This is a genomic window from Leisingera sp. CC-HEC096 (assembly GCF_059429235.1).
Window position 1 is genome coordinate 62,205 of record NZ_JCAIJS010000004.1, and the last position, 25,839, is coordinate 88,043.

The following is a 25,839-nucleotide window of genomic DNA, read 5'->3' on the forward strand; positions in this document are numbered from 1 at the left end:
ATGGCCCAAGGCGCTGAAATCCGGTGCGCGGCCCATTAAACACAGTTCCTATCATAACCGGTTTCCCCTGTCCCGCAAAACGGGCAGCGGCGGAAAACCGCCGGGCAGCCCCGGTTTCCCCGCCAATCCTGCATTGGTCCGGCGGCGCAGGCTATGCGTGAATCGCTCAATATCCATCTACCCCCGGCGGAAGATATTGCCAATGGTCTGAAACACGATGTCAAAGTCGAAACACATGTTTTGGTGGCGCTGGTAGATCAGGTCCAGCCGCGCTTTCGCCGGCACGCAAAGCCGGGAATAGACCGCATCCGTCTCCTCGGAGGTTTCGCAGCGCGCCAAGAGCGCCGCCTCATGCTTGTGATAGGTGATCGAGGCGAGCCCGGTGACGCCGGGGCGCGATTTCAGCACCTCTGCATAAAGTTCGGGGTTGGCCTCCACATACTGGCGCAGCGGCGGCCGCGGCCCGACAAAGGAGATGTCGCCCTTGAGGATGTTCCACAGCTGCGGGAACTCATCCAGCCGCCTGGAGCGCAGCCAGTCGCCGGTGCGGGTGATGCGGGCGGATTTGTCGCCGCCCGACACGCCCGTATCGGTGTCCACCACGGTCATGGTCCTGAGCTTCCACAGCATAAAGGGCTGGTCCACCCCCTTCATCCGCTCCGCCACATAGAACAGCGGCCGCCCCTCCTTCCACAAGAGCCACAGCAGGAGCAGCAGCAGGATGGGGCCCAGCACCGCGATCAGCAGGGTGGCAAAAAACAGGTCGAACAGCCGTTTGCGCCAGGTCATGTTATTATGTGCTCCAAGATTATCCGTTTGCCATATCAGGCTCTAACAAGCTCCATTCATCCGCCATCCGCAGCGGGTCCGCGGCCGCCAGAGGATCCGGCAGCAGCGCCTGCAGGCGGGCAGCGTCCAGCGCAACCTCCGGGATCGCCGCGGCCGGCGCGGCGCGGGCGGCAAAGGGTTTGCCCGCCGCCTGCAAGAGCGCCCCCATCTCCACCACCCCCGGCTGCGCCACGTTCAGCACCGGCGGCAGCGTCGGCGCGGCCAGCAGCGCCGCCAGCACCTCAGCCAGCGTGCGGGCGCCGATATAGCTGCGCCGCGGCGTGCGGCCATCGGCAAAGCGGTCCAGGGTGAACCCGGGCCGCCAGCCGCCGAGGATCGCATCCAGCCCGGCGATATTGCCGATCCGCAAGGAACACACCGGCACCCCCAGTTCCGCGCCAAGCGCCGCCGCGCGCGCCTCCATCTCCGCCTTGGCGGCGCCATAGGCACTGGCGGGGCGCAGCGGGGCGTCCTCTGCCAGCAGGCCCGGCTGGCTGCCATAGACCGCCGCCGAGGAGGCCAGCAGCACCCGGGCGCCGGCGGACGCACCGACCCGCACCGCCACCTCGGCGAGGCGGATATGGTCTGCCATGTCCGCGTCTGCACCGCCCCGTCCGGGCACCGGCCCGGCCAGGCAGAGGATGGCTGCCGCGCCCTCTGCGGCGCGGGCCAGCGCCGCCGGCTCCGCCAGCGGATCGAAAATGTGCCAGTCTCCGGTGCTGTTCCCGGCCTGCGCCCGGCGCGCCTGCAGCCGCATCGCCAGGCCTTCAGGCGGGCACAGCTGCAGCAGCTGGCCGATGCGCCCTGTTGCGCCCAGAACCATTACGGCGGGATTTGCCATCGCTGCTGCCCGTTTCTGTTGAACCCTCTGCCTCAGCCCAGTATCCTTTGCCCGGACAAAAATCAAAGCGGTTCCCCCGGGCAAACCGGGGCGGTTCCCAGAGCAGCTCAATGACAGGCTCCCGATGCTGAAACTTCTTCCCTGGCTGGCCGCTGCCGGCCTGATCCTCCTGCCCGCAGCCTGCTCGCGCCTGCCCGGCGGCGCCCCGGCCAGCGAGGAGATCCTGAAAGAATCGGGCGAGGCCGATGCCAATTTCGCGCTCTACCAGGTGAACCGGGCGCTGCTGCCGACGGTGGCGGCCTGGCCTGGCACCGGCAAACAGGAACGGCTGGGCTGGCTGCCGCGGCACCAGGGCGCCAAGACCCAGATCATCCAGCCCGGCGATCTCTTGTCGCTCAGCATCTGGGACAGCAACGACAATTCGCTGCTGACCGCGGCAGAGCAGAAGATGGTGCAGCTGCAGGACATGAAAGTGGCCGCCAACGGCTCCATCTTCATGCCCTATGTGGGCGATGTGAACGTCAACGGGCTGACCCCGGACCTGGCCCGGGCCAAGCTGCAGGAGGCGCTGGAGCCGGTGGTGCCGTCGGCCCAGGTGCAGCTGGCGATGGCCGAGGGCCGCGGCAATTCGGTCGATCTGGTCTCCGGCGTCGCCCAGCCCGGCACCTATCCGATGCCCGACCGCAACTACACGGTGATGGGGCTGATCTCAGCAGGCGGCGGCATCAGCTCCAGCCTCAACAACCCGCAGATCCGGCTGGTGCGCGGCCAGTCGATCTATGGCACCTCGGTCGACATCCTGCTGAACAACCCCCGCCTCGACACCCTCTTGCGCGGCGGCGACCGGGTGTTTGTCGAGGAGGATGAGCGCTATTTCCTCTCCTTCGGCGCCACCGGCGAGGAAGACCTGCACATCTTCACCAAGGATGAGATGTCGGCGATGGACGCGATGTCGGTGGCGGGCGGCTTCCAGGACGGCAAGGCCGATCCCAAGGGGCTTTTGATCCTGCGCGAATACCCGGCCTCCGCGGTGGCGCCCGGCGTGCGCGGGCCGCGCCAGCAGCGGGTGGTGTTCTCGCTCGATCTGACGTCTGCCGACGGGCTGTTCTCGGCGCGGCAGTTCCAGATCAACCCGGGCGATCTGGTGATGGCCACCGAGTCGCCGATCAACGACGCGCTCACCATCTCCAACATCTTCGGCAACTTCTTCGGCATCTTCAGCCGCACTGGCGTCATCGAATGATCCGGGCCTGAAACGGGTCTGATCCAGGATCGGAACGGGGACCTCCCGCGCCTGTGCTGCGGCATCTGGGATGCCGCAGCAAGCCTTGGGCCCGGCGCCGCTGGCGCGGCGCCCGCCGTTTGCCGGCAGCCTGCCTACGTCAGCAGCCGCTCCAGATAGGCGCCATAGGCGTTCTTGGCATATTTCCCGGCCTGCGCCCGCAGCTCGGCGGCGGTGATCCAGCCGCGCCCGTAGGCGACCTCCTCCGGGCAGCCGGCCTGCAGCCCCTGGCGCTCCTGCAGGGTGCGCACGAAATTGCCCGCATCCAGGAGCGAGCCATGGGTGCCGGTATCAAGCCAGGCATAGCCCCGCCCCATGGTCTCCACCCGCAAGGCGCCCTCGTTCAGGTAGCTTTGCAAGAGGTCGGTGATCTCCAGCTCGCCGCGGGGGGAGGGCTGCACCCGGCGGGCCCGCTCAGGCGCCGATCCATCCAGGAAATACAGCCCCGTCACCGCATAGTTCGAGGGCGGAACGGGGGGCTTTTCGATGATCTCGCGCGCGGTGCCATCCGCGCCGAAGGCCACCACGCCATAGCGCTCCGGATCGGCCACGTGATAGCCGAAGACGGTGCCGCCCGCCGCCTGGCGGTCCGCCGCCGCCATGAGCTCCGGCAGGCCGTGGCCGAAAAAGATGTTGTCGCCCAGCACCAGCGCCGACGGGCTGCCCGCCAGGAAGTCCTCGGCCAGGATAAACGCTTGCGCCAGCCCGTCGGGCGAGGGCTGCACCACATAGGTGAGTTCAATCCCCCACTGGCTGCCATCGCCCAGCAGCCGCTGGAACTGCGCCTGGTCCTGCGGCGTGGTGATCACGCAGATCTCGCGGATGCCTGCCAGCATCAGCACCGACAGCGGGTAGTAGATCATCGGCTTGTCATAAAGCGGCAAGAGCTGTTTGGAGACGGCCATGGTGATCGGGTAGAGCCTGGTGCCGGAGCCGCCCGCCAGGATGATGCCCTTGCGGCCGGAGACTGTCCTCATGCCGGGTTTGCCCTCTGTCATGCCAATTCTCCCAAATCCTTTAAAATCTCATCCAGACCCGACCGCCAATCCGGCTGCGGGATACCAAAAACAGTCTCTAACGCGGAGCAATCGAGGCGTGAATTCAACGGCCGCGCCGCCGGCGCGGGGTAATCCGCGGTGGGGATGTCCTCAACGTCGCAGGCAATTCCGGCCCGGGCAAAGATCTCGCGCGCAAAGCCTGCCCAGCTGGTCTGGGGCCGGCCTGCAAAATGATAGGTGCCGGATTTGCCCGGGTCCTCAATCAGCTGCCGTGCCATAGCGATGCAGGCCGCCGCAATGTCCCGCGCAGGCGCCGGGGCGCCGATCTGGTCCGCCACGATGGTCAGCCGCTCCCGTTCCTTGCCCAAGCGCAGCATGGTTTTCACAAAGTTGCTGCCATGCGCCGAGACCACCCAGGAGGTGCGCAGGATCGCGTGAGTTCCGCCCGCCGCGCGCACCGCTTCCTCGCCCGCCAGTTTGGAGCGCCCATAGGCATTGAGCGGCGCGGGGGTATCGCCGGGCTGCCAGGGGGCCTCGCCGCTGCCGTCAAAAACATAGTCGGTGGAGACGGTGACAAAGGGAATGCCCATCTCCGCACAGGCCGCCGCCATGGCGCCGGGGGCGGCCCCGTTGATCACATTGGCCAGCGCCTCCTCGCTCTCCGCCTTGTCGACGGCGGTATAGGCAGCGGCATTGATCACGGCCTGAGGCTGCGCCTGCCGGATGGCCGCGGCGCAGGCCGCCGGATGGCTCAGATCCGCCTGATCCCGGCCCAGGCAGGCGGCGCCGTCATAGGCTGCCAGCTCCTGCGCCAGCTGGCCGGTCTTGCCGAAAACCAGGATCATACGCATCTCCCCTTACACCACAGATACAAGGCTAGCGCCCAGACGCTCAGCTCCAGCGAAAAGGTCCAGTGCAGCAGGAAGGACAGCACCCAATGCGCTTGGGCGGCAGGCACTGCAACCAACGTATAGAGGCGGTCGTCGAACGGTGCCCCCCACAGAATACCGCCGCCGATGGCGTCCAGAACCATGTGCAGGAAAAGGGCTGCAAAGAATATCAGCGCCGGGACCAGCAGAGACCTGGCAAAGACGGCCAGGCCCGGCAGTGCCAGCGCTGCAATTGCGGCCCAGAAGGCCGGCACATGCACCCAGTAGCGGTGATGATGAATGCTGCCCTGATCCACGAAATGGAACCACAGCATGTCAAAATCCGGCAGCACCGCGCCAATGAGCGCGGCGGGCATCAACAACCGGTGCTTCTCAGGCGCCAGCCGTGCCAGCACATAGCCGGAGGGCAGATGCGCGGTCAGCATGGGGGAGTACTATCCGGAAAAAATACCGCCCGGCCGTTAGGCCGGGCAGCCCCCGTCCCGCCCCTGTCATGCCGGAGGCGTGCTTTCAGCTCGGGGCGGGGGCTTCTCCCCCACCCGCGGCCGGGGGCTGCCCTCCGTGGCATTTCCGCTCTCACTTCCCCGTCCCCAGCCGCCGGCCGACGCCGTCGCGCTCCTGCAGCGTCCGCCACCAGGACTCGTTGTCCAGATACCATTGCACCGTCTTCTCCAGACCTTCCTCCACCGTCACCGAGGGCCGCCAGCCCAGCTCCTGCCGGATGCGGGAGGGATCGATCGCATAACGCGCGTCATGGCCTGGGCGGTCGGTCACAAAGGTGATCTGGTCCTTGTAAGGCTTCCCATCCGCGCGCGGCCGCTTTTCATCCAGAATGGCGCAGAGCGTCTGCACCAGCTCCAGGTTGGCGCGCTCGTTTTCGCCCCCGATATTGTAGGACCGCCCCAGTTTCCCCTTTTGCACCACCAGCAAGAGCGCATCAGCGTGATCCTCCACATAGAGCCAGTCGCGCACGTTGGAGCCATCGCCGTAGATGGGCAGCGGCTTGCCCGCCAGCGCGTTCAGGATCACCACCGGGATCAGTTTCTCCGGGAAATGATAGGGCCCGTAGTTGTTGGAGCAATTGGTCAGCACCACCGGCAAGCCATAGGTCTCGTGCCAGGCCCGCACCAGATGGTCGCTGGCGGCCTTGCTGGCCGAATAGGGCGAGCGCGGATCATAGGCCGTCTCTTCGGTGAACATCACCGCGGGGTCATCGGGCAGGCTGCCATAAACCTCGTCGGTGGAGATGTGGTGGAAACGGAAGGCCACCGGCTTGCCCGCCTTCAGCCAATACTTCCGCGCCGCCTCCAGCATCTGATAGGTGCCGGTGATATTGGTTTCGATGAAATCGCCCGGCCCGTCGATCGAGCGGTCGACATGGCTTTCGGCGGCCAGATGCATCACCGCATCCGGGCGGTGGCGGGCAAAAACAGTGTCTAATGCGGCCCGGTCGCGGATATCGGCCTGCTCAAAGGCATAGGCCGGGCTTTCCGCCACGCTGGCCACATTGTCCAGGCAGGCGGCATAGGTCAGCGCATCCAGGTTCACCACCTGATGGCCGCGGGCGACCGCCAGCCGCACCACCGCAGAGCCGATGAACCCCGCCCCGCCTGTGACCAGCAGCTTCATGGCTTATCCCTCCCAGCTGAACGGGCTGTCGAAATCCGCCAGGGCAGGCGCCGCGGCGTCCTTCTCCGACAGGATGGGGCTGCCCTCAAATCCCCAGTCGATGCCGCAGCTGTCCCAGGCCACCGCGCCGTCGCACTCCGGCGCATAATAATCGGTGCATTTGTAGATCACCTCGGTCTCCGGCACCCGGGTGAGGAAGCCGTGCAGGAACCCCTTGGGCACCAGCAGCTGCTTGCCGTTCTCTGCCGTCAGCTCAATCCCGAACCATTTCCCATAGGCGGGAGAGCCCTTGCGGATATCCACCGCCACATCAAACAGCGCGCCGCGGCCGCAGCGCACCAGCTTGTCCTGGGCAGCGGGAGGCGCCTGGAAATGCAGGCCGCGCAGGGTGCCCGCCTGCACCGACAGCGAATGGTTGTCCTGCACGAAATCCAGATCAAAGCCCGCGTCCTGCATCCGCCGCCGGTTCCAGCTTTCGCTGAAAAAGCCGCGCGCATCGCCAAAGCGGGCAGGCGTCAGCACTTTCAGCCCCGGCAGTCCGGTTTCTTCTATCTGCATTGCCTCTGCCCCGCTCCCTGGCCCGGTTCCGGCCCGGTCTCTGTCCGGCCCCTGGCCCCTGATTGCCTCCGTTTGATTATATCTAGCCCCTAGGAGGGCATAGCGCCAGCTTCAGGCGCCGGCAGGGCTGCAACAGGCGCGGGCCAAGCGGACAGCCTGTGCTTGCATCACGGCCCTCTGCCCGGCAAGCATAAGCCCATGAAGATTTTGTTTGTGCATCAGAACATGCCCGGCCAGTACCGGGAGCTGGCGCCCTGGCTGGCGGCACAAGGGCATCATGAGATCGTCTTCCTGACACAGCGGCGGGATGTGCAGCTGCCGGGGATCAGGACCGTCACCTACAAACCCTTCCGCACCCCGGACAAGGACGCCTTCGGTCTCTCCCGGGACTGGGAGGCGGCGTCCGGCGCGGGCCTCGGCGCGGCGCTGGCGGCGCGCCAGCTGCGGGACGCGGGCTTCACCCCCGACATCATCATCGGCCACACCGGCTGGGGCGAACTTCTGTTCATGAAGGACCCCTACCCGGATGTGCCCGTCATCGGCTTCTTCGAGTATTTCTACCGCACCTCGGGCGGGCTGGTCGGGTTCGATCCGGAAAACCCGCCCAACGACCAGGCCTATTTCTTTGCCGAGGCGCGCAACACCGTGCCTTATGCCAGCATCGAGCTGGTGGATCAGGGCCATGTGCCCACCGCCTGGCAGCGCGACCGGTTTCCGGCCAGTTTCCACGACCGCATGTATCTCTGCCATGACGGTATCCGCACCGACAAGCTGGGCCCCGATCCGGACGCCTCGGTCAGCCTCGGGCGGCTGGAGCGGCCGCTCAGCCGCGAGGATGAAGTGGTCACCTATATCGCCCGCAACATGGAGCGCGCCCGCGGCTTTCACATCATGATGCGCGCCCTGCCCCGGATCCAGGCGCAGCGCCCCAATGCCCGCATCCTGATGATCGGCGGCAGCGAAACCTCTTACGGCGCCGAAAGCCAGCATCCCGGCGGTTTGCGCGGCGAGATGGAGGATGAGCTGGGCGATAGCGTCGACTGGAGCCGGGTGCATTTTCTCGGCAAGGTTCCCTATGACGACCTCACCCGGATCATCCAGATCAGCCGCTGCCATATCTATCTGACCATGCCTTTCGTGCTCAGCTGGTCGCTTTTGGAGGCGATGGCGATGCAGGCCACGGTGGTGGCCGGAGATGTGGCGCCGGTGCGCGAGGCCATCACCCATGGCGAGACCGGCCTGCTGGTGGATTTCTTCTCCCCGGAGAAGCTGGCCGATCAGGTGGCGGACGTGCTGGCCAACCCCGGCGAGTACGCCCATATCGGCCCCGCCGCCCGCGCCCATGCGGTGGAGAAATACGATTTCCTGACCCGCTGCCTGCCGGAGCATATCGCGCAGATCAATGCCCTCGTGCCGGAGGCACGGCGCATTAGGATCTAGCCGGAGGCGCAGAGAACTAAATCCAGCCAGAGGCATGGCGAACCGAGCTCAGGAGGGATTTAGCTCTCTCGTCGTAATGGCAAATGCCAATGACCATACCGGCATCCAATCCCTGCCTGAAGGTCTGCCGTTTCCCGCGCGTGATTATCAATTAGGAAGCAGTCCAGCTTCGGGTTGACCGTTTTGGCGGCAAGGCCATGAGATTGAGAGTGCCGACACCGCACTTCAGACGCCAGTCAGCACCATATCCAGCGCCCCTATGATTTCCGCGTCGTGCTGCTCAAGGCTGGCCACCGGTGTTTTCAGGACCAAGCAAGGAACAGTAAACAGAAACTGAGTAACCATCACGTGTTGCCCGGACTGGATGCTAAACACCGGATTCAACTGTCTAGCCGGTGCAGGTGCAGTGCGAACCGCCATCAGCGGCACGACGATCCGCGTATTCAATCTCTCCAAAATGTCAGCCTGAACGTCCAAGAGATAGCCTGCATTTTATGCGTCGGCATAAACGCCAAAACGCGCCATCAGAAAGGTCGGAATTTTTCCAGTGGCAGACCATGCTGATCAACCCATTCATTAGAGCTTTCCAGCGCCTTGGCATTTTCACGCTTCCAAGCGGAGGCTTTTGACTCTTGCACCGTCTGCCGCACCCCGCTTCTGCCCCTATGAGAGGTTCATCCCAAAAGACCTGGTCTCACGGAGCAACCCTTGGTCCAATGACAGATTGGTTTGCTTTTACGGTGCTGGTTGTACGCGCATTCGGACTCCCCTCTATCATACGCATAGTGTGCGCACTCAGGTGCTAACCACCTCCGCAGTTCCAATTGCAACACTCCCTTTCCCTTCGCGTGCTGAAACAACACGTACGGCCTTCAGGCCGTAGGCGCCAGGCAGAGTGTGCGATCCCAGCCCGCACTCATATAAAATAGCGGAGGCCGCATACCGCTCCACCTCAGCCTTGGCGAAGGCTCTGCCGGACCTTCACTTTCTCCAAAGAAAATATTGGTCAGCTGGCTCAGAAAAGCTGAAACGGTTTGTCCTCTGGGCGCGGCTAAAGCCTCAAGCCGGGCGTGGCGGTCAGTGGTCAAACAGGTCTTCGCTTGCTTTTCCGAGTCCGTACTTCAATCAAATAGTAATTTACTTGCTGGCGTTATGCCTATCCTGCATTAACCCTATAGGAAAGCGGATCTGTGGTCCCGGACCACATTTTGCGCGGTACTTCCGAGCACAGTTGAAACAGGGCTGAAGGCATACCTGCCCTTCAAGTCCTTCTCAGCAAGAAAGCGTCTCGGGGGGTGCCGGAGATCCGCCCCCGCATTTGCACCCTGTTGCACGCACCCGCCGGATGCGGCGGACCCCGGTTCCGCCTGCATCCGGCAAGCGGCGTCCCGGCCCTCAAGGCCAGGCGCGCCTGTTGCGGGCCTGCGGCCGCGCCGCCTGCCGGCCCCTGTCAGTGCGGGCGCTGCTCCGCGGTCTGCGGCGGCAGCTGCTCGGAGGCCCAAAGGGCCGCCTGAGTGCGGTTCTTGGCGCCGATCTTGCGGAAGCAGGTGCGCAGATGCACTTTCACCGTGGCTTCGCAGATGCCCAGCTCATTGGCGATGCTCTTGTTGGTGGCGCCTTCGGTCAGCTTAGCCAGGATCAGCTGCTCGCGGTCCGACAGCCCGTGCCTGGCCCGGCCGTCCGGCGGGCAGGGCACAACCGCAGGCCGCGGCGCCTCTGCGGCCGCGGCGGCGGCGGCCTCCGGCAGCACGATCCGGTAGCCGTTCTGCACCACCTGCAGCGCCGCAATCAGCGCATCCGCCGATTTGCGCTCCGGGATCACCGCCTCGGCATAGGTGCTGAGACGGGCCTGGGCGTCGGGCGGGCAATCGTCGCCGGTGACCAGGATCAGATGCGCGCCGCCCTTGCGGGCCCGGAAGCTGCGCAGCTCCTCCTCCAGCGCCGCGCCGGTGCAGTGGCTGTAAAACAGCACCAGGTCCCTGGCCGGCAGCGGCGGCAGTTCCGCCAGGCTGCTGCAGCAGCCGCCGGTCTCGTAATCATGTGCTTCACAGATGTTCAGAAACATGTCCCTGAGAAGCCTGCTTTCCCCCACAATGTGCACAGGCATCGAAAACTCCTTTACTCGTAACCAGAACCGGATCCTGCCTCCGGCCCGTCCCTCCAGGAGCGCCCTTTTTTAGGCCGCCTGCCCCCGCAGGCTGCCGGTGCTGCAATGCGCGGCCGCTCCCTGAAACACAATTCACCCGCCTGCTGCCATCTTGGCCCCGGCGGCGCTTCTGCGCTGCCGTTTCCGGATCGTGATAAATACAGAACATGCCCGGAAAAAACTTCCTGGGCCTGGCAGCGCAACCGGGCGTTCAAACACTTCTGATGCGCATTGCTGTGGATAAACCGTAGCGAATCCAGCCGTTTTTGTTAAGGAGCTTCCCCTCCCGGAGCAGTGCTTTTTGGCCAGGCGGCCCTGCCCTGCGCCCGGGTTTCCGCCTTACCGGGCTGTTTTTCCACAGGATCTGCTCAGGGCGCTTTACGCCCTTGGTATTGTCTCCAAAAGGGAAACGATTTGTTTCCCGGCAGCATTCTACAATTTTAAGACATTTTACTTTGCACATTAATCAACCCAGAGTTTTCTTGATTCGCCCGCCCTGCCCCCTGCGGCTACCCCCATGGTGGTATTTTGCGCCGCCCGGCCGCGCTGTCCCGGCCTTTGGCGTACGCCCTCTGCCCGGTTTGCCGTGCCGGGCACTGTGCTACCTTCAAGACATTCATTATGTCATGCCGGGGGGCAACATGGTTGTGTTGAGTGCGTCCGCTGCACAAGCGGGCAGGTTGGTATTTTCGCGGTCTCTTCAAAGGCAAATCTCTTCTCTGACAAAACTGGCCCTGGTGCAGCCAGGGCACCGCCGCGCCCCGGTGCTGACCAGTGCCGGAGCGCAGGGCGAGGCCTGCCCGGACACCGCCGCAGCGGCGCTGCGGCGCCAGCTGCAGCCCGGCACCGCCAACAGCTTCCGCCCGCGCCGCCCGGGGGGGGCGGCGGCGCGGGATCTGGCGGCGCGGCTGCCCGCAGAGCTGGCGGCGGACCTGGCCGCCGGCCGCGGCTGGGCGCTGTTTTCCTGCGGTTTCGAGGACGGCAGCGAGGATCTGATCGCGCTGAAGCTGGACGGCGGCCCGCATGATGCCCATTGCGGCGACATCCTGCAGGCGATCTGGCCGGTGCTGCGCGAGGACAGCTTACGCGAGCTGGCGGGCGAGACCCAGGCGGCGGTGACCAGCGCGCTGTTGTGGACCATTTCCAAGAAGACCGACTCTGCGGTGCTGGTGCTCGACGGCGAGGGCCGCCTGCTGCATTGCAATGAATCGGGGCGCGACATGCTGGATGGCGGCGATCTGCTCAGCGACCAGGGCGGCCGCCTCAGCTGCGCCCGCCCGGGCGAGACCGCGGGGTTTTACGCGGCGGTGGCCGAATGCGCCCGCTCGCGCCGCGGCAGCGCCCGCGGCCCGCGCGAGCTGATCCTGTTCCTGGAGGACCGCCAAAGCGGCATGCGGCTGCCGGTGTCGCTGACCCGCTACCGCTGCGCCGGCGCCGATCAGCCGCTGGTGGTGGCGATCCTGCCGCGCCAGCCCGACCGCACCCGCATTGAGATGCTGGCCCAGAAGATGGGGCTGTCGCCTGCTGAGGCGCGGGTGGCGGCGCTCATCCAGCTGGGGCTCAGCAACCGCGAGGCGGCGCATATCGCGGGCCTCAAGGAGCAGACTTTCAACACCTATGCCAAGCGGGTGCTGGCCAAGCTGCAGTCGGCGGGCCGCGCCGAGATGGCGCAGCGGCTGACCTGGCAGGCTTCGCTGGGGAGAGCGTCATGAACAAGCTGACGCTCGATGCGCCGGTGCAGGGCCCGCCCGCCCCGGCCGGCAGCCCCGCCCGCCCGGCACAGGATGCGGCGGCGCAGCCGGGCCAGCCCGCCCAGGCGCAAGCCGTACAGGCGCAATCCCCACAGTCTCAAGCCGCACAGTCTCAAACCGCACAGTCTCAGCCTGCACAGTCTCAGCCTGCACAGGCGCAAGCCGCTGCGGATCAGCCGGCCCCGGCGGCCCGGCAGGACAAACCGGCGCAGCCGCCGCGGCTGAGCGCCGCGGTGCTGGCGCAGATCGCCACGGCCCTGCGCCAGGGCGGGCCGGACGCGCCGCCGCTGGCGGCGCAGGCCGACCTGGTGGCGCTGCACAAGCGCATCGCGGAGATGTTCACCACCCTGAACGAGGGGCTGGGCGCGCAGGCGGAGCAGAAGGCGGCGGCCGACCGCGCCGCGCTGAGCGCCCGCATCGACCAGCTGGAGACCGCGGTGAACCGGATGGAAGGCGCGCTCAGGATCGAGCTTGAGCCGGTGCTAAAGGCCGCGGTGGCCGAGGCGCTGGCGCAGGCCGCGCCAAAGCCGCGCCGCCGCTGGCCGCGGGTCCTGGCGGCCGCGCTGGCGGCAGCCGCCGCGCTGGCGGCGGGCGCCTGGTGGCACGCGCCGCTGCTGGCAATGGCGGACAACGCCGCGCAGGCCCTGGCCGGCTGGCTGGGCAACACCGGCTAAAGCGCTGATTTTGTCCCCATTTGGGGGCATCGCAGCGCCCGCATCTGCGCTGCAATACCACCGGAAGGCATCACGCGCCTTTTGCATAGCGCCGCAGCTGCAGCCGCACCCGCGGCAGACAGCGGCGGCAGGGGCAAGGACCCGGGCAGCACAGGCTGCCCTGCCCCGCACAGTTACAGTTAACGAGGAGGACGTTTACCATGGGTATCAAAGACAGAACCCCGGATTGGGAAGTCTGTAATCCGGATTGCGAAATCATCTTCAGCGACAACAAGTTCGATCCGAATTACAACGACGGCACCACCGAGCGCGGCGGCACCGACGGCAATGTGATCGACCTGAACGACCACGACGCCGGCGACAACGCCAAGGCCGGGGCCGGCGATGACGCGGTCTACGGCAACGAGCGCAACAACCGCATCGACGGCGAAGCCGGCCAGGATTACGTCGAAGGCCAGGATGGCGACGACCTGATCGAAGGCGGCACCGGCAACGACTACCTGTTCGGCGGCAATGCCGACGGCAAGGGCCACTATGAAACCGTGATCACCGGCTATGAGACCAAGGTCAACCAGGAGACCTGGGAAGAATACCAGGTGCCGATCTACGGCCGGAAATACATCGATGACGGCGACGACTGGATCGACGGCGAGGAAGGCTGGGATTACATCGACGGCGAAACCGGCAACGACACCCTGCTGGGCGGCGAGGAAAGCGACAGCGTCTTCGGCGGCAAGGGCGATGACCACATCTTCGGCGATGATGCCGACGGCAACTACAGCTATGCCGACGGCGACCGCGCCGATTTCCTCTATGGCGAGCTTGGCGACGACTGCATCGACGGGGAAGGCGGCAACGACTGGATGTGGGGCGACATGGGCCAGTCCGGCGAAACCGCCAAGGACGGCGACGACACCATGTACGGCCGCGACGGCGACGACCGCATGAACGGCCAGGGCGGCAATGACCGCATGGCAGGCGGCATCGGCGACGACCTGGTGATCGGCGGCTCCGGCGATGACGAGATGTTCGGCGACGAGCGCCAGTCGCAGAATGACGACCTTGATTTCGGCGCCGACAACGGCACCGGCAACAAGGACGAGCAGGTCGACGGCGACGACTGCATGCTGGGCGGTGACGGCAACGACACCATGGACGGCCAGGGCGGCAACGACACCATGTTCGGTGAAGATGACGACGACCTGATGCAGGGCGGCCGCGGCGACGACCTGATGGATGGCGGCGCAGGCCGCGATGACGTCAACGGCGGCGCCGGCCACGACACCATGCGCGGCGGCTCCAACAACGACGTGCTGGAAGGCGGCGCCCAGGGCGACCTGATCTTCGGCGACAGCGGCAACAACCTTGGCGCCGACGTCAACGGCTACGAGATCGACTGGAGCTGCGACGACAAGTCCCAGGACACGGTGGAGACCCATGCCCAGACGGGAGACGGGCTGAAAGAGGTCGCCGCCCCGGAGCACTACACGCCGATCGACGAAGGCCCGGACGGCAATGACCGCATCCGCGGCGGCTCCGGCAACGACACCATGTTCGGTGAAGGCGGCAATGACGTCATCATCGGCGGCCGCGGCAATGACGAGGGCTATGGCGGCGACGGCAATGACCGGCTCTATGGCCGCAAGGGCGGCGATCTGCTGCACGGCAACGATGGCGACGACTGGGTGCTCGGCAATGAAGGCCATGACCGTCTCTATGGCGACGCCGGCAATGACACCATCAAAGGCGGCGAAGATTCCGACAAAGCCTGGGGCGGCACCGGCAACGACAAGATCTACGGCGATGAAGGCGATGACTTCCTCTACGGCGAGGAAGGCAACGACAAGATCAAAGGCGGAGACGGCAATGACGTGGCCCATGGCGGCGACGGCAAGGACACTGTCAAAGGCAACGATGGCAATGACTTCCTCGACGGCAACGACGGCGACGACAAGCTCAAGGGCGGCAACGGCAAGGACGTGCTGCAGGGCGGCAACGACGACGACACCCTGTACGGCGGCGCCGACCGCGACTGCCTCTATGGCGAAGCCGGCAACGACCGCCTGGACGGCGGCACCGGCGGCGACTTCCTGGACGGCGGCAACGGCAACGACACCCTGTTCGGCGGCGCCGGCGACTACAACGACTTCCTGAAAGGGGGCCTCGGCCGCGACCGCCTGTATGGCGGCGACGGCAAGGATGTCTTCATCATCGATCTCGAATGGGATGGCGCCATGTTCTCGTCCAACGACGGCAACGACACCATCCATGACTTCGACATCGACCAGGACCACGACGTGCTGCTGTTCCGTGTCACCACGGTTGGCGCAGGCGCGGGCACCTCGGCGCAGGATGCCTTTGCGGCGCTGGACGGCGGCGGCGCCACCGTTGCCGACAATGGCACCGACACCCTGATCAGCGCCGGCGGCGCCACGGTGAACATCCTCGGCCTGACCGGCCGCGAAGCACCGTTCACCTCGCTGGGCCAGGACGCCATCCCGATCGGCGGCGTCGGCATCAACGCCGTGACCACCGGCGATGCCGGCTCGTATGAAGCGATCCGGGTGCTGACCTCTGACACTGGCTTTGACGACAGCTACGACAACATTTGGGGTCCCACTGCCGTCTGAGCCATAGGAACGGCGGGCCCGGGGTTGTCCCCGGGCCCGTCCAGCCCTGGTTCAGGACAGCGATTTGGTCCCCGGCCAAGGATTGCATCCTTGGACCAGGGCGCTGTTCTCCAGATTTCATAACTTCACTTCGTGCAGCCGGGGGGCTACGACAATGAAGGTAAGACGGGTATTTGATGGTCAGCGGGGCGTGCTTGCCGCCATCTTCATGGCAAGCATCTTTGTGAACCTCCTTGTCCTGACAGCGCCGCTCTACATGCTGCAACTGTTTGCCCGGGTCATGGCCTCGGGCAGCATTCCCACTTTGATTGCTTTGACCACCGGTGCAGCTATTGCACTGGTGTTCTTTTTTCTGTTCGACATGATCCGCCAGCGCCTGGTGGCGCGGCTCGGATCGCGGCTCGAGGCGCGGCTCAGCCCGGTGGTGCTGGACGGCATGATCAGCGGCCGCCTGCCGCCCGCCCTGGCCCGCGCCGAACCCATCCGCGACATCCAGGAGCTGCGCGGCTTTGTCACCAGCCCGGTGTTCCTGGCGCTGCTGGACGCGCCCTGGTCGCTGATTTTCCTGGCGCTGATCTTCATGTTCAGCCCGGTGCTGGGCCTGGTGGCGCTGATTGGCATCACGCTGCTGTTCACCCTCGGGCTGCTCAGCGAGATGATGGCCCGCAAACCCCTGGAGGCGGCCGGCAAGCAGGCCGCCGAGACCAATGCCGCGGTGGCGGAGATGATGCAGAATGCAGGCCTCATCCATGCCATGGGCAAGACCGCACCGCTGATCAAGCGCTGGCAGCTCAAGGCGTTTTCGGCGCTGGTCTTCAACACCCTGGCCACCGACCGGGTGGCGCTGATGACCTCGCTGGCCAAGGCCGTGCGCATGGGGCTGCAGATCGCGGTGCTGGGCGTGGGCGTGGTGCTGGTGATCAACAGCCAGCTGACGCCGGGGCTGATGATTGCCTCCTCGATCCTCCTGGGCCGCGCCGCGGCGCCGGTGGAGCAGTCGATCGCCGGCTGGCGCGGCTTTTTGAAGGCGCGCAGCGCGCACGGGCGGCTGAATGAATTCCTGGCCCATCTCGGCGCCGCGCCGGAGCGGCTGGAGCTGCCCGCGCCCGAAGGCCGGCTGTCGGTGGAAAATGCCACCGTGGTGCTGCCGGGGCGGCCGGATCCGCTGCTGCTGGACATCACGTTGGAGCTGAAGCCGGGTCAGTCGCTGGGGCTGATCGGCCCCTCCGGTGCCGGCAAGACCACCCTGGCCCATGCGCTGGCCGGCCTGCAGCCGCTGGTGCGCGGCCATATCCGCATCGACGATGCCGCGCTCACCGACTGGGACCCGGCGCAGATCGGCCAGCATATCGGCTTCCTGCCGCAGCGGGTCGAGCTGTTCCAGGGCACGGTGGCGGAAAACATCGCGCTGATGGACCCGGAGGCCAAGCCCTCGGATGTGGTGGCGGCCGCCAAGCTGGCGCAGGTGCATGAGATGATCCTGGCGCTGCCCGGCGGCTATAACGCCGAGGTGGGCCCGCGCGGCGAATTCCTGTCGGCGGGCCAGCGCCAGCGCATCGGTCTCGCGCGCGCCTTCTTCGGCGACCGCAAGCTGATCGTGCTGGATGAGCCCAACGCCAATCTCGACCCCGAGGGCGAAGAGGCGCTGGCCACGGCCATCGAAGAAGCCTGCGCCCGCGGCGCCGCGGTGGTGGCGGTGACCCACCGGCTCAGCCTCTTGCGCCGGGTCAGCCATGCGGCGCTCCTGCAGCAGGGCCGCATCGCCCGCTTCGGCGAGGCGCGCCAGGTGATCGAGGCGGCCGCCCAGCCGATGGCCGCCGCCCGGGCGCATCAGGACGATCCCAAAATCGCCCCCTTCCGCCACCGCAACGCGGAAGGGGGCGGCGCCGGACAGACCGCGGACGCGCCTCGGAATGAAGGAGAAAGCGCATGAGCCTAGTGGAACATGACAGCCGCAGCCCCGCAGAGATAGGCCGTGCTCCGGCCAAGGGCGGCTTCCGCGACCTGATGCCTGCCGGGGACAGCCCGGATGTGCCGCTGCCCAAGCGGCCGCCGACCCGGGTGCGCCAGCTGGTGCTGTGGATGGCGGTCTGCGGCTTCGGCCTGTTCGGCGGGCTGGTGTTCTGGTCGACCCAGGCAGAGCTGACCAGCGCAGTGGTGGCGCCGGGCGCCTTCAACGTGGCCGGCGACCGGCTGGCGGTGCAGCATTTCGAAGGCGGCATCCTGCGCGAGCTGAACATCTCCGAGGGCAGCCGGGTCTCCAAGGGCCAGGTGATCGCCCGGCTCGATGGCCGCCGCATCCAGGCGCAGCTGGCAATCCTGAACGGCCAGCGGGCCAGCCTGCTGGCGCAGCAGGCCCGGCTGAACGCGGAACTGAAGGGGACAGACAGCCTGCAGCCGGGGCCGGAGCTGCAGCAGCTCATCGCCCGGATGCCGGAACTGGCGCAGCTGGTGGCGGTGCAGCGCGACCTGCTGCACTCCAACCGGGCGCTCTATCAGGGGCAGATGGAAATCATCCAGGTCCGCATCAGCCAGCTCGGCGATCAGCTTGAGGGCCGCGATGCCCGCATCCGGGCCACCGAGGAACAGCTGGCGCTGGTGCAGGAGGATCTGGCCGGGCTGACCCAGCTGTTCGAAAAGGGGCTGGTGCCGAAAACCCGCATCAGCCAGCGGCAGATGCAGCAAAGCAGCCTGCTGGGCACCATCGGCGCGCTGGAAAGCGACCGCGGCAGCGTGCTGGAGCAGATCGGCGAGATGGAAGAGCGGCGGCTGCAGGCCGGCCGCGACCGGGCGGCACGGATTGCCACCGAAAGCCAGGACGTGCAGGAGCAGCTGCTTGATCTGCACCAGCGCCTGGATGCCACTTGGGACGTGGCCGAACGCCAGACCATCCGCGCGCCGCGCGACGGCCGGGTGGTTGGGCTCAGCATCAACACCCTGGGCCAGGTGGTGGATCCCGGCCAGACCATCCTGGAGCTGATGCCCGAGGATGCAGGCCTGCTGGTGGAAACCCAGGTGGCGGTGGAGGATATCGACGAGGTGGCCGAGGGCAGCCAGGCGCGGGTGCAATTGACCGCCTACAGCTTCCGCTCCACCCCGCCGGTCAAGGGCGAAGTGGTGATGGTGGCGGCCGGCAGCAGCATCGACCAGATGACCGGCCAGCCCTATTACCCGGTGCATATCCGCATCCAGGAGGCCGATCTGGCCGCCCTGCCCAATGTGAAGGCCCTGCCCGGCATGCCGGCCCAGGCGATGATCGAAACCGGCCGCCAAACGCTGGCCGATTACCTGATCAGCCCGGTGCTCTCCAGCATGTCGCAGGCTTTGAAGGAAGGCAGCGGCTGACGCCGCCCCAGTCAGGAGGGCCGCGGTTCCGGGGGGAGGGCCGCAGCCTGTCCGGGCCCGCTTCAGCCGCCTGGGCTGAGGCGGGCCTGTTATTTTTTTAGGGGCCGCCCTCCCGCCGCTGCCCCCATGCCTGCCTTCCTTGCCAGCCCTGCCGCAGGCCAAGGGACTGGAAAAGGCGGGGCCGCCTGACCCTCGGCAGGCAACCGGTAGCCCTCAGCACCCCGCCCTATCCTTTGGTGCAGCAGCGCCGCCGGGGCCGCCATGCTAGAAAGGTTTCAACAGACGCACAGAACGCAAACACACAGACCGCAGGAGAGACACCCATGATCCTGATCAGCACCCTCACCGGCGTTACCGCAAGCCTGACCGCCGTGGCTGCGGGCTTTCTTCTGGGCCTGATCTGCCCGGTTGCTGGGGTGCACCGCCTGCCAGTGGGCGCGGGAACAGCGCGAGCGCCTCGCCGCAGGGCCGCAGCTGGCCGGTTACTCGCCCCGCCCCTATTTCGGCTGACCCCGCCCTCCGGACTTCCCCCGCGCTTCGTCCCGAGGCGCAAGGCCCGGCCCGCGCTTTCTCAAATCCCGCACCAGCCGCGGCCGCCGGAAAATAGGTCCGGTCCGGACCAAATGTTTCGCGCGCGAAACATTTGGTCAATCATGCTGACCTTTTTTGGAGAGGTTTGAGATCCGCCTTTGCCCGCAAAGGCGGAGGCCTGCGGCCTGTGAATATTTGGGGAAAGATGAAAGGGGGCGCCTACTCCGCGGCGCGTTTCCTGACCCAGCCGAGGAAGGCCGCATCCGGTATTCGCAATCTGGGGCTGCCGGAACGCACCCACATGGCGCGCCACTCCGCCTCCAGCGCATAGGCGTCGGCGCCGGGGATCAGGGCGCGGGCCTCCTCCAGCGTTGCGGGCTTCAGGCTGGGCGCATTCAGCACCACCTCGGTGACGGCGGTCTTCTGGCTGAAGCGGATCACATCGCCCTCCAGCTCCTCCAGCTCGTAATCCGGCAAGGGCTGCGCCTCAATCATGTCGCGGATCATCTTGCGGAACACCCGGCGCGGCGAGGCGGAGCCGGATTTCTTCAAGAGGGTTTCCACCGAGACCTGCCAGCTGTTCTGCCGCCCGCAGTGCTTGCGCGCCAGCTCATAGATCCGCCGCTCCAGCGGTTTCCGGAGCCGGAAGTAATCGCGGCTGAGCGTCAGCACCGATTTCGACAAGACCGCCCGGTAGAGCCAGTCCGACAGCGTCACCGCCACGCTGACCATCTTGCCGCCGCGGGCCTTGCGGACGATCTCCCATTTCTCAATGAGGCCGAAGCCGGTGGTCACCTCCTGGCCCCCGGTCACGATATTGGTGGTGATGCGGGTGCCCGCCAGCCGCTCGAACGCCTCGCGCAGGCGCCGGTAGGCATCGCCCGAGGTCTCGCGGTTGCAGGCGACCAGCAGGTCATGCGCCTTCAGGTGCAGCACCCGGCTCACCTGCCGCCCGGCATTCAGCGCCGCCATCAGCTGGCTGATGCAGAAGATCAGGATGTCCTTGTCGTGGATCGTCGCCAGCCCCTTGACCGAGGGCGTCACAGTGATCTCGGCGCCGTTGTGCTGGTAGTTCAGGATGCGCCGGTCCGGCCTTGTGCCCAAGCTGAACAGCGGGTGCTCCATCGACGCCAGGTCGTTCTTGGGGATCGCCCCGAAGATATCGCAGAGGAAGAAATCCCCCTGCCCTTCCGGAGGGAGTCCCCCCGTTGTCAGCTCTGCTGCCATATGCCTGTCCGCCGTCTGCTCTGCCGCCCGCCGGGATCTGCTGCCCCTGTTCGGCGACTCGTTTTATCGTGGTTTTGATTACGCCCACCCTAGGGTTATCCACATGCCCCGGCAACGGGGGTTCGGAATCGTTTCGTCGGGGGTTTGGAGTCATTTGATCGGGGTTTCAGAGTCACTGCCTGCGGAAAATCAGCCCCCATCACCAATAAAAAAAGGGCTTTGCGCAGGCGCCCTTCCCCCTGTAACTAATAAATAACTCATTTATAACAGAGCAGATTTTTTTGAACGCTCTGCAGCACCCCCGCTTTCCCCTGCCGCAACTGCCGGATTTGCTTAGAAAAACCAGGAGGGATGCGCATTTTGCTTCCATGTGCTGCGTTTTTGCGTATTCTGTCGAAAAGGCAGCACATCAGGCTGCGGAGCAGCAGAACAGCAGCCTCACACACGGGCAGGGCCGCAACGGCCCAAGGACAGCGGGCAGACCTCATGGCGCGAGATATCCACAGGAAAGAATCTCCTAGGGCAGGCAGCAGCCTTCCCCCCTATTTCAGCATCGACCCCGACGCCGCTTTGGCAGAGCTTGATGCCCCCACCAGCACCGCGGGCTTTGCCGAGATTGCCGCGGCCTGCGCGCAAGGCCGGGCCGACCTGGCCAGCCGCGGCATGAACGAGGAGGGCAGGAAGGAGCTGCGCCTGTTCTCCACCTGGGAGATCACCCGCTACCTGATCCCGGTCGCCCAGGCCCATTTCCGCCGGGTGCTGAAAGCCAACCCCGATCTGCCCCAGGGCCGCAGTGAGACCGAGGGCGGCGCCAAGTGGTTCACCCTCGATGAGGTCTTGCGTCTGCGCGCCTTCTTCGCGGCGCAAGGCTCCAAGGCCAAGGACTACCAGCCCTACCGCCCCGAAGGCCTGCCCGCCAAGATGGTCGCGGTTGCCAACTTCAAGGGCGGCGTCGGCAAGACCTCGACCGCGGCGCATCTGGCGATGTCGGCGGCGCTCGACGGCTACAAGGTGCTGGTGATTGATCTGGACAGCCAGGGCTCGATGACCTCGATCTTCGGCGGCCGCGTCGAGGATGAATGGCAGACCGCCTTCCCGCTGCTGGCGCGCCACTACGGCGAGCATCTGCGGCTGGAGAACCAGCGCCGGCTCGACCGCGGCGACGCCCCGCAGCCGCTGGACGAGGCGCTGGATGCAGCGATGGAGATGACCGCCCAGGATGTCATTCAGAACACCCACTGGCCCAGCATCGACCTGATCGGCGCCCAGCTGAACCTCTACTGGGCGGAATTCCAGATCCCGGTCTGGCGGATGGCGGCGCGGTCCTGGAAGCTGTGGGATGCGCTGACCGAGCGGCTGGAGGCCGACGGGGTGCTGGACGCCTACGACGTGATCTTCATCGACACCCCGCCGGCGCTTGGCTACCTGACCATCAACGGGCTGTCAGCTGCCGACATCCTGCTGGTGCCGATGGGGGCGTCGTTCCTGGAGTTCGACTCGACGGGCCGCTTCTTTGACATGCTGCATTCCACCTTCGCCTCGATCGAGGAGGGCGAGAACCTCGCCGCCCGCGCCCTGGGCCGCCCAGGGCTGGCGTTTGAATGGGACGCGGTGCGCACCGTGATCACCCGCTATGACGGCGCCCAGCAGGGCGAGCTGGCGGCGCTGATGCAGGCCTACATGGGCCGGGTGCTCTCCCCCCACAAACAGGATTACACCGCGCTGATCGGCCAGGCCGGGGAGCAGGTGAGCGGCATCTACGAGGCCGACTACCGCGACTTCAACCGCGAGACCTATGCCCGCGGGCGCGAGACCTTCGACGAGACCTATGCCGCCTTCAAGAAGCTCCTGATCGGGGTCTGGCGGCGCGAGGCGTTGCAGGAGCAGCGTGCGGCCGAATAAGGCCCCGGCAAGAAATTTGGGGCAGGATGCGGCCCCGTCCAGGACGACGCATCCTGCAACTGAGGCACGAAGGACAGGACATGGCAAAACGCAAACGGCTTTCCCCGGCACAGGCCGGTTACCTGACGGCGGCGCCCGCGGCCAAACCGGCGCTTGGCGGCCCCTCCAGCGTCGGTGCTGCGCCGATTGCCCAGGTGGCCTCCGACGCCTCTGCCCAGGCGGCGCTGCAGGAATTGTCCGGCGTTCTGGAAAACGCCCGCGCCAAGGGGCTGATGATCGAAGAGCTGCCGCTGGCGCAGATCGACGAGAACCACCTGGTGCGCGACCGCATCGAACAGGATGAAGAAGAGCTGCAATCGCTGATCGCCTCGATCCGCGCCCGCGGCCAGCAGACCCCGGCGGAAGTGGTGCCGCTGGAGGATACTTTTGGCGGCCGCACCCACGGGCTGATCTCCGGCTGGCGCCGCCTGACCGCGCTCAAGCGGCTCTATGAAGAGACATCAGACCCGCAGTTCGCCACATTGAAGGCGCTGGTGATCAAGCCCGGCAGCGCCGAGGCGTCTTATGTGGCGATGGTCGAGGAAAACGAGATCCGGGTGAATCTCTCCCATTACGAGCGCGCCCGCATTGCCGTGCGCGCGTATAAGGAAGGCGTCTTCACCCGCCGCAAATACGCGCTGCAGGCGCTGTTCGGCAACGCCACCCGCGCCAAGCGCTCCAAGATCGGCAGCTTCGTCACCCTGGTCGAGGCGCTGGATGCGGTGCTGTTCTACCCCACTGCCATCAGCGAGAAACTGGGCCTGGCGCTGGTGCGTGCCATTGAGGCAGACGAGGGCTTTGCGGAGCGTGCGAAACAGGCACTGCAGGCCGCGGACCGCAGCACACCGGAGGCGGAATTGGCGGTGCTGACCCGGCTGGTCGAGGGGGATGCGCCCCAAACGCCCAAGTCAGAGCCTGATATGCCCCCTGCCCCGCCCTCCCTGGAACAACTGGCGGCACAGGCTAAGGAGCGGAATGCAGGCCGGGATGCGGAACAGTCCCCGCCCCCGGTGCCGCCGCTGGTCAAGGGCCCGCGGGTGCGCGGCGCCGATGACTGGGACGCGGCGCACCAGCCCGGAGAGCGGATCGTTCTGAACGCGCCCCGCGGCGTGCGGCTGACCTACACGCCCAGCGAAAAGAAGATCGAAATCAGCGGCGAGGCTGTTGGCGCGAGCCTCGCCAAGACGCTGGAGGCCTGGCTGAAAAAGCTCTGATCAGAGCCTGCCGCCTTTCATCTTTCCCCGAGGGCTCCGCCCGTTCGAAAGCGAAACCGTCCCCCGGACGGTTTCCAGGAAGCTTTCTCACTCCGGGCCGGAGGCAAAGGGCTTTTCCCCGGAAAAGCCCTTTTTAGTGTCTGATACTGGCTTGCGCGGAAGACTCTAATTAGGTCAGTAAGGCTGACCAAATGTTTCGCGCGCGAAACATTTGGTCCGGACCGGACCTATTTTCCAGGCGCCGTTTCCCGAGCCGCTCAAGCGCCCCGCCCCACTGCCGTATAGGTCTCAAACCCGGCCTGTTTGGCGGTTTTGGGAGAGTAGATGTTGCGCAGGTCCGCCATCCGCGGCACCGCCATCAGGCGGGCCAGTTTCTTGAGATCCAGGGCGCGGAACTCGTTCCACTCGGTCAGAAGCACCACCAGGTCGGCGTTCTGCGCCGCCTCATAGGGGTCGTCCATCCAGGCGGCCCCGGGCAGCAGCGCCTCGCCCTCGGCCTTGCCTTGCGGGTCCACCACCCGCACCCTGGCGCCGCCGCCGATCAGGGCGGGCACGATGGTCAGGCTCGGCGCCTCGCGCATGTCATCGGTGTTGGGCTTGAAGGTGACGCCCAGCACCGCCACGGTCTTGCCGTTGAACGAGCCTTCGCAGGCATCGCGCAGCTTTTCGACCATGCGGTTTTTCACCTCGTCATTGACCCGCATCACCGTCTCGGTGATCCGCAAGGGAAAGGCATGGTCCTGGCCGATCCGCGCCAGCGCCGCGGTGTCCTTGGGGAAACACGACCCGCCATAGCCCGGGCCTGCGTGCAGGAACTTGTTTCCGATGCGGCCGTCGAACCCGATGCCGCGGGAGACTTCCTTGACGTCCGCCCCCACCCGCTCGCAGAGGCCCGCGATTTCATTGATGAAGGTGATCTTGGCGGCCAGGAACGCGTTCGCCGCGTATTTGATCAGCTCCGCCGATTCCAGGTCGGTGGTCAGGATCGGGAAGTCGCGCAGGTAAAGGGGTCTGTAGATCTCCGCCATCACCTCTGCGGCGCGCTCATTCTGGACGCCGACCACCACCCGGTCGGGCTTCATGAAATCCTCGATCGCCGCGCCTTCGCGCAGGAACTCGGGGTTGGAGGCGACGTCGAAGTCTGCCTGCGGATTGGCCTTGGCGATCACCTGCTGCACTTGGCGGTTGGTGCCCACGGGCACGGTGGATTTGGTCACCACCACCGCGTAATCCGTCAGCGCCGCGGCAATCTCCTCGGCGGCGGCCATCACATAGGTCAGATCCGCATGGCCGTCGCCGCGCCGGGTCGGGGTGCCCACCGCAATGAACACCGCTTCGGCCCCGTCCACCGCCGCCGCCAGATCATTGGTAAAGCTGAGGCGGCCCGCCTTCACGTTCTTTTCCATCAGCTGATCAAGGCCCGGCTCGTAGATCGGCACCTCGCCCTGGTTCAGCCGGGCGATCTTCCCCGCGTCCTTGTCGACGCAGATCACGTCATGGCCGAAATCCGAAAAACAGACGCCGGACACCAGTCCGACATACCCGGTGCCAATCATCGCAATGCGCATGGAATACCCTTTTCTCAATCCCTTTACAGCTGCTGTGCCGCAGCCCTTGTGATGAGATTAGCGGAATATACCGCGCCGGATAGGGCGGAAACCGGCTTTTTTGCGGTCTATGGGGCAGGAAACGGAAGGCAGGCCAGGGGGCTGGCTGCGGGCTGGTTGGTGGGGTGGTAAAAAAGGTCCGGTCCGGACCAAATGTTTCGCGCGCGAAACATTTGGTCATAAAGGCTGACCTTTTTCCGGTTGGCGGATTTGCAGCCTGCAGCCCGGAGGCGGATGCTGCCAGGGCTGGCCGGGAAATCCACTCTGTCCTTCTGAGGCGGGCGTAAAGGGTTTGACAGTGCCGGGG

At 65.9% G+C, this 25,839-nt stretch carries 21 protein-coding genes; 9 read left to right on the forward strand and 12 right to left on the reverse strand.

What is annotated here, in order from left to right; all coding sequences use genetic code 11:
* Positions 1 to 177: 177 nt before the first annotated feature.
* Both AC5STI_RS19985 and AC5STI_RS19990 read right to left on the reverse strand, forming a co-directional pair.
* Complete coding sequence (locus AC5STI_RS19985; RefSeq protein ID WP_495448012.1) at positions 178 to 789, reverse strand: sugar transferase; 612 nt, start codon at positions 787 to 789, stop codon at positions 178 to 180.
* Between the two features lie 19 nt (positions 790 to 808).
* On the reverse strand, positions 809 to 1,669 hold the full coding sequence (locus AC5STI_RS19990; RefSeq protein WP_495448013.1) for an NAD-dependent epimerase/dehydratase family protein: 861 nt from the start codon (positions 1,667 to 1,669) through the stop codon (positions 809 to 811).
* A gap of 124 nt (positions 1,670 to 1,793) precedes the next feature.
* Between AC5STI_RS19990 and AC5STI_RS19995 the strand changes: the two genes are divergently transcribed.
* Positions 1,794 to 2,912: a polysaccharide biosynthesis/export family protein gene (locus AC5STI_RS19995; protein WP_495448014.1), complete on the forward strand. Its 1,119-nt coding sequence runs from the start codon at positions 1,794 to 1,796 to the stop codon at positions 2,910 to 2,912.
* Positions 2,913 to 3,046: 134 nt separating this feature from the next.
* Here the strand turns inward: AC5STI_RS19995 and rfbA are convergent, their stop codons facing one another.
* From rfbA to rfbC, 5 genes are all read right to left on the reverse strand, one after another.
* Positions 3,047 to 3,949 carry a glucose-1-phosphate thymidylyltransferase RfbA gene (gene rfbA / locus AC5STI_RS20000; RefSeq protein ID WP_495448015.1) on the reverse strand — a complete coding sequence of 301 codons (903 nt, stop codon included), beginning with the start codon at positions 3,947 to 3,949 and terminating at the stop codon, positions 3,047 to 3,049.
* On the reverse strand, positions 3,946 to 4,794 hold the full coding sequence (rfbD, locus tag AC5STI_RS20005; protein WP_495448016.1) for a dTDP-4-dehydrorhamnose reductase: 849 nt from the start codon (positions 4,792 to 4,794) through the stop codon (positions 3,946 to 3,948). Before rfbD ends, rfbA begins: the two co-directional genes overlap by 4 nt.
* Complete coding sequence (locus tag AC5STI_RS20010; protein WP_495448017.1) at positions 4,791 to 5,264, reverse strand: metal-dependent hydrolase; 474 nt, start codon at positions 5,262 to 5,264, stop codon at positions 4,791 to 4,793. Before AC5STI_RS20010 ends, rfbD begins: the two co-directional genes overlap by 4 nt.
* 151 nt (positions 5,265 to 5,415) lie before the next feature.
* Entirely contained in the window at positions 5,416 to 6,468 is a 1,053-nt protein-coding gene (rfbB, locus tag AC5STI_RS20015) for a dTDP-glucose 4,6-dehydratase (protein WP_495448018.1), read from the reverse strand.
* Positions 6,469 to 6,471: 3 nt separating this feature from the next.
* Positions 6,472 to 7,026, reverse strand: a complete 555-nt coding sequence (gene rfbC, locus AC5STI_RS20020) for a dTDP-4-dehydrorhamnose 3,5-epimerase (protein ID WP_495448019.1) — start codon at positions 7,024 to 7,026, stop codon at positions 6,472 to 6,474.
* A 198-nt stretch (positions 7,027 to 7,224) separates the two neighbouring features.
* On the opposite strand from rfbC, the gene AC5STI_RS20025 reads away from it, so the two are divergent.
* Positions 7,225 to 8,466, forward strand: coding sequence for a glycosyltransferase family 4 protein (locus AC5STI_RS20025; protein ID WP_495448020.1), 1,242 nt, complete (start codon positions 7,225 to 7,227; stop codon positions 8,464 to 8,466).
* Between the two features lie 225 nt (positions 8,467 to 8,691).
* Here AC5STI_RS20025 and AC5STI_RS20030 read toward each other — a convergent pair whose 3' ends face one another.
* From AC5STI_RS20030 to AC5STI_RS20040, 3 genes are all read right to left on the reverse strand, one after another.
* Complete coding sequence (locus AC5STI_RS20030) at positions 8,692 to 8,943, reverse strand: CcdB family protein (protein ID WP_495448021.1); 252 nt, start codon at positions 8,941 to 8,943, stop codon at positions 8,692 to 8,694.
* A 47-nt stretch (positions 8,944 to 8,990) separates the two neighbouring features.
* A complete protein-coding gene (locus AC5STI_RS20035) occupies positions 8,991 to 9,116 on the reverse strand; it encodes a type II toxin-antitoxin system CcdA family antitoxin (protein WP_495448022.1) in 126 nt (41 codons plus the stop codon).
* Positions 9,117 to 9,916: 800 nt separating this feature from the next.
* Positions 9,917 to 10,573 carry a response regulator transcription factor gene (locus AC5STI_RS20040; protein ID WP_490400334.1) on the reverse strand — a complete coding sequence of 219 codons (657 nt, stop codon included), beginning with the start codon at positions 10,571 to 10,573 and terminating at the stop codon, positions 9,917 to 9,919.
* A 776-nt stretch (positions 10,574 to 11,349) separates the two neighbouring features.
* Here AC5STI_RS20040 and AC5STI_RS20045 point away from each other — a divergent pair.
* From AC5STI_RS20045 to AC5STI_RS20065, 5 genes are all read left to right on the forward strand, one after another.
* Positions 11,350 to 12,324 (forward strand): helix-turn-helix transcriptional regulator, encoded by a 975-nt coding sequence (locus AC5STI_RS20045; RefSeq protein WP_475046187.1) that lies wholly within the window; start codon positions 11,350 to 11,352, stop codon positions 12,322 to 12,324.
* Entirely contained in the window at positions 12,321 to 13,037 is a 717-nt protein-coding gene (locus AC5STI_RS20050) for a hypothetical protein (protein WP_495448023.1), read from the forward strand. The genes AC5STI_RS20045 and AC5STI_RS20050 overlap by 4 nt, the downstream gene beginning before the upstream one ends.
* A gap of 200 nt (positions 13,038 to 13,237) precedes the next feature.
* Positions 13,238 to 15,667, forward strand: coding sequence for a calcium-binding protein (locus AC5STI_RS20055; protein WP_475046184.1), 2,430 nt, complete (start codon positions 13,238 to 13,240; stop codon positions 15,665 to 15,667).
* A gap of 208 nt (positions 15,668 to 15,875) precedes the next feature.
* A complete protein-coding gene (locus AC5STI_RS20060) occupies positions 15,876 to 17,600 on the forward strand; it encodes a type I secretion system permease/ATPase (protein ID WP_495448024.1) in 1,725 nt (574 codons plus the stop codon).
* Positions 17,597 to 19,012, forward strand: coding sequence for an HlyD family type I secretion periplasmic adaptor subunit (locus AC5STI_RS20065; protein WP_495448025.1), 1,416 nt, complete (start codon positions 17,597 to 17,599; stop codon positions 19,010 to 19,012). Before AC5STI_RS20060 ends, AC5STI_RS20065 begins: the two co-directional genes overlap by 4 nt.
* Before the next feature lie 750 nt (positions 19,013 to 19,762).
* Here the strand turns inward: AC5STI_RS20065 and AC5STI_RS20070 are convergent.
* The gene (locus AC5STI_RS20070) at positions 19,763 to 20,770 is read right to left on the reverse strand and encodes a replication initiator protein A (protein WP_495448026.1); all 1,008 of its coding nucleotides are present in this window, start codon (positions 20,768 to 20,770) and stop codon (positions 19,763 to 19,765) included.
* Between the two features lie 486 nt (positions 20,771 to 21,256).
* On the opposite strand from AC5STI_RS20070, the gene AC5STI_RS20075 reads away from it, so the two are divergent.
* Both AC5STI_RS20075 and AC5STI_RS20080 read left to right on the forward strand, forming a co-directional pair.
* The gene (locus AC5STI_RS20075; RefSeq protein ID WP_495448027.1) at positions 21,257 to 22,672 is read left to right on the forward strand and encodes an AAA family ATPase; all 1,416 of its coding nucleotides are present in this window, start codon (positions 21,257 to 21,259) and stop codon (positions 22,670 to 22,672) included.
* Between the two features lie 80 nt (positions 22,673 to 22,752).
* Positions 22,753 to 23,925: a ParB/RepB/Spo0J family partition protein gene (locus AC5STI_RS20080; protein ID WP_495448028.1), complete on the forward strand. Its 1,173-nt coding sequence runs from the start codon at positions 22,753 to 22,755 to the stop codon at positions 23,923 to 23,925.
* Between the two features lie 257 nt (positions 23,926 to 24,182).
* On the opposite strand, the gene AC5STI_RS20085 is transcribed toward AC5STI_RS20080, so the two are convergent.
* A complete protein-coding gene (locus AC5STI_RS20085; RefSeq protein WP_495448029.1) occupies positions 24,183 to 25,493 on the reverse strand; it encodes a UDP-glucose dehydrogenase family protein in 1,311 nt (436 codons plus the stop codon).
* Positions 25,494 to 25,839: the final 346 nt, after the last annotated feature.

Bases quoted from the DNA above. Each gene is read 5' to 3' on its own strand.
- AC5STI_RS19985 (WP_495448012.1), bottom strand. From the start codon at position 789: ATGACCTGGCGCAAACGGCTGTTCGACCTGTTTTTTGCCACCCTGCTG.
- AC5STI_RS19990 (WP_495448013.1), bottom strand. From the start codon at position 1,669: ATGGCAAATCCCGCCGTAATGGTTCTGGGCGCAACAGGGCGCATCGGC.
- AC5STI_RS19995 (WP_495448014.1), top strand. From the start codon at position 1,794: ATGCTGAAACTTCTTCCCTGGCTGGCCGCTGCCGGCCTGATCCTCCTG.
- rfbA (WP_495448015.1), bottom strand. From the start codon at position 3,949: ATGACAGAGGGCAAACCCGGCATGAGGACAGTCTCCGGCCGCAAGGGC.
- rfbD (WP_495448016.1), bottom strand. From the start codon at position 4,794: ATGATCCTGGTTTTCGGCAAGACCGGCCAGCTGGCGCAGGAGCTGGCA.
- AC5STI_RS20010 (WP_495448017.1), bottom strand. From the start codon at position 5,264: ATGCTGACCGCGCATCTGCCCTCCGGCTATGTGCTGGCACGGCTGGCG.
- rfbB (WP_495448018.1), bottom strand. From the start codon at position 6,468: ATGAAGCTGCTGGTCACAGGCGGGGCGGGGTTCATCGGCTCTGCGGTG.
- rfbC (WP_495448019.1), bottom strand. From the start codon at position 7,026: ATGCAGATAGAAGAAACCGGACTGCCGGGGCTGAAAGTGCTGACGCCT.
- AC5STI_RS20025 (WP_495448020.1), top strand. From the start codon at position 7,225: ATGAAGATTTTGTTTGTGCATCAGAACATGCCCGGCCAGTACCGGGAG.
- AC5STI_RS20040 (WP_490400334.1), bottom strand. From the start codon at position 10,573: ATGCCTGTGCACATTGTGGGGGAAAGCAGGCTTCTCAGGGACATGTTT.
- AC5STI_RS20050 (WP_495448023.1), top strand. From the start codon at position 12,321: ATGAACAAGCTGACGCTCGATGCGCCGGTGCAGGGCCCGCCCGCCCCG.
- AC5STI_RS20055 (WP_475046184.1), top strand. From the start codon at position 13,238: ATGGGTATCAAAGACAGAACCCCGGATTGGGAAGTCTGTAATCCGGAT.
- AC5STI_RS20060 (WP_495448024.1), top strand. From the start codon at position 15,876: ATGGCAAGCATCTTTGTGAACCTCCTTGTCCTGACAGCGCCGCTCTAC.
- AC5STI_RS20065 (WP_495448025.1), top strand. From the start codon at position 17,597: ATGAGCCTAGTGGAACATGACAGCCGCAGCCCCGCAGAGATAGGCCGT.
- AC5STI_RS20070 (WP_495448026.1), bottom strand. From the start codon at position 20,770: ATGGCAGCAGAGCTGACAACGGGGGGACTCCCTCCGGAAGGGCAGGGG.
- AC5STI_RS20075 (WP_495448027.1), top strand. From the start codon at position 21,257: ATGGCGCGAGATATCCACAGGAAAGAATCTCCTAGGGCAGGCAGCAGC.
- AC5STI_RS20080 (WP_495448028.1), top strand. From the start codon at position 22,753: ATGGCAAAACGCAAACGGCTTTCCCCGGCACAGGCCGGTTACCTGACG.
- AC5STI_RS20085 (WP_495448029.1), bottom strand. From the start codon at position 25,493: ATGCGCATTGCGATGATTGGCACCGGGTATGTCGGACTGGTGTCCGGC.